Genomic DNA, 2292 nt, shown 5'->3' on the forward strand with positions numbered 1-2292 from the left:
CGAGCTGTACGTGGCCGTGGGCATCTCGGGGGCGATCCAGCACCTGGCGGGCATGAAGGACTCCAAGGTGATCGTGGCGATCAACAAGGACGCCGAGGCGCCGATCTTCAGCGTGGCCGACTACGGCCTGGAAGCCGACCTGTTTGCGGCCGTGCCGGAACTGGTCAAGGCGCTTTGAAATCCATTCAGGCGCTATAAATAAAAGAGCAGTTAGCGCTTGTCTGATAAGCGTCTGAGCCACTTTCAATCCAAAAACAAACCGGAGACAATCCCCATGAGCATGGACCTTTCCCGCCGCACCCTGGTGCAGGCCGCCACCGCCGCCCTGGCCAGCGCGGCCTTGCCGTCGCTGGCGCAATCGGCCTGGCCGAGCAAGCCAATCAAGATCATCGTCGGTTACCCGGCAGGGGGCGCTTCGGATGTGGCGGCGCGCATCGTCGGGCAGAAGCTGTCGGAGCGTCTGGGCCAGCCCGTCGTGATTGAAAATCGCCCGGGCAGCGCAGGCAACCTGGGTGCCGACGCGGTGGCGAAGGCCGCACCCGATGGCTACACGCTGCTGCTGGGGACCATTTCGCTGTCGGTCAACCCCAGCCTCTATCCCAAGATGAGCTATGACCCCGTCAAGGATTTGCGCGCGATCGGGATGATTTCATCGACGCCATTCCTTCTGGTGGTCAATCCAAAATCACCGTACATGACGGTCAAAGACCTGCTTGATGCAGCCCGCGCTACCGCGGGCGCGAGGTCCGGAGAAATAAACTACGCCACCGCGGGCAATGGTTCCGGCTCGCATCTTTTCACGGAGCTGCTGGCCAGTACCGCCGGCATTACGCTGACCCATATTCCATATAAGGGTGCGGCTCCGGCGATGAACGATGTGCTGGGTAACCAGGTGTCATTGACTTTCGACAATATCATCACGACGCTGCCGCTGGTGAAGGCTGGAAAACTCAGGGCCCTGGCTGTGAGCACCCGCAAACGTTCTCTGGTCGCCCCGGAAATCCCCACATTGAACGAAAGTGGCGTTACGGGTTTTGATGCGACCGCCTGGTTCGGGTTGTTCGCTCCCCAAGGCGTTCCGCGAGACATTATTTCGCGGCTGAACGTGGAGATGAGCGAAGCGGTCAAGGATGCACACGTAAGTGAAAAACTATTGCAACTTGGCGCTGAGCCGGTTCAGACAACGCCTGATGAGTTTGACGCCTTTTTTAAAGGAGAAGTCGCCAAATGGAGGAAAGTTGTGCAGTCGTCAAAAATACGAGTTGATTGATCTTCGCTAATTCTCGTCCGTCATTTCACGCCGAAGACCAGCAGCGCCATCCCTACACCTGAGACCCAGCGCCCTAATGCCAAGAGGCGCGTCGGTGGAGTAACAAACCATGCGAAAACAGACGTGAGCACTGTGATTTCTCTTTGGTTACAGGATGATCCTAGCTCAGCCTTGCCAACTCGCAAGCGTTAGAGGCGCTCGTGGCCCCCTGAATTTAGAAGCGTGCAACATTCGGTGCCTGCAAGTTGCAAGCAGTCCAACTGTTGAGGGCCCAGGTGTTGGCTACTTCTCCAGTTTGCTATTGGAATCCCTTGGGGTCCGCACCAGAATAAATCCCGCCCAAACAGGAGCCATCCATGGTAATCGAGTACCTGCAACAACTGGCCTCGGATGCGCCGCTCCCCCTTGACGTCACTGACCAAGCAAAAATTGATCTGTTGCGGGTTTTGAGAGCCGCCGGCATGGTCGAGGCACAGATTCCAGACCAAGAAGGTGGTCACGCGAGAGTGCATGCCATCACTGACAAGGGCCACGCAGCCTTGCTGGCGGAGACTGCGAGCCAAGTCAATGCCAAGCGCAGCGCTGAAGAGAAGTCGGCCTTGTGACTGCGCGCATAGGACCGTCCTCAAACACCCTACCGGCGCCAACCGCAGCAGCGCCCTCGCCCGCACGAATCACAGCAGCGCCATCAGCTCAGCCGCGTTGCGCTGGCCTTGGTCTTCGTAGTTGTTGTTGAAAACGATCTGCATCATCTCGACGCGGCGCGCAATGCGCCAGGCGTCCGACGCGAACCCTTGCAGCTCCTCTGTCGAGTAGTCGTAATTGAAGCGGTCCGAGGCCGCAGGCCCCTTCACATTCCACTTTTCGCGGTTGCGCCCGTGCAAGCGCAGGATCGCCAGGCGCGTGCTCGTGATGTCCCAGACGGCGGGCACGCGGTTGGCCATATCGACCTCGGGTGAATCGACGATCACATGCGCCTCGCCCAGCTCGCGCTCGAGCGTGCCTGCGCGAACTCATCCTGA

At 59.0% G+C, this 2292-nt stretch carries 4 protein-coding genes; 3 read left to right on the forward strand and 1 reads right to left on the reverse strand.

Annotated features, from left to right (window positions below; translation table 11 throughout):
• From B2J89_RS05150 to B2J89_RS05160, 3 genes are all read left to right on the forward strand, one after another.
• Positions 1-178, forward strand: a 178-nt coding sequence (locus B2J89_RS05150; RefSeq protein WP_205763720.1) for an FAD-binding protein, incomplete at its 5' end; no start/stop codon positions are given.
• 96 nt (positions 179-274) lie between these two features.
• Positions 275-1270 (forward strand): tripartite tricarboxylate transporter substrate binding protein, encoded by a 996-nt coding sequence (locus B2J89_RS05155; RefSeq protein WP_169168161.1) that lies wholly within the window; start codon positions 275-277, stop codon positions 1268-1270.
• Positions 1271-1626: 356 nt separating this feature from the next.
• Positions 1627-1875, forward strand: a complete 249-nt coding sequence (locus B2J89_RS05160) for a hypothetical protein (protein WP_169168162.1) — start codon at positions 1627-1629, stop codon at positions 1873-1875.
• Positions 1876-1944: 69 nt separating this feature from the next.
• Here the strand turns inward: B2J89_RS05160 and B2J89_RS05165 are convergent, their stop codons facing one another.
• Complete coding sequence (locus B2J89_RS05165; RefSeq protein ID WP_256368832.1) at positions 1945-2256, reverse strand: DUF72 domain-containing protein; 312 nt, start codon at positions 2254-2256, stop codon at positions 1945-1947.
• Positions 2257-2292 lie beyond the last annotated feature (36 nt).

This window comes from Acidovorax sp. SRB_24 (assembly GCF_012931925.1).

Coding starts and splice junctions, on each gene's coding strand:
- B2J89_RS05155 (WP_169168161.1), top strand. CDS start 275: ATGAGCATGGACCTTTCCCGCCGCACCCTGGTGCAGGCCGCCACCGCC.
- B2J89_RS05160 (WP_169168162.1), top strand. CDS start 1,627: ATGGTAATCGAGTACCTGCAACAACTGGCCTCGGATGCGCCGCTCCCC.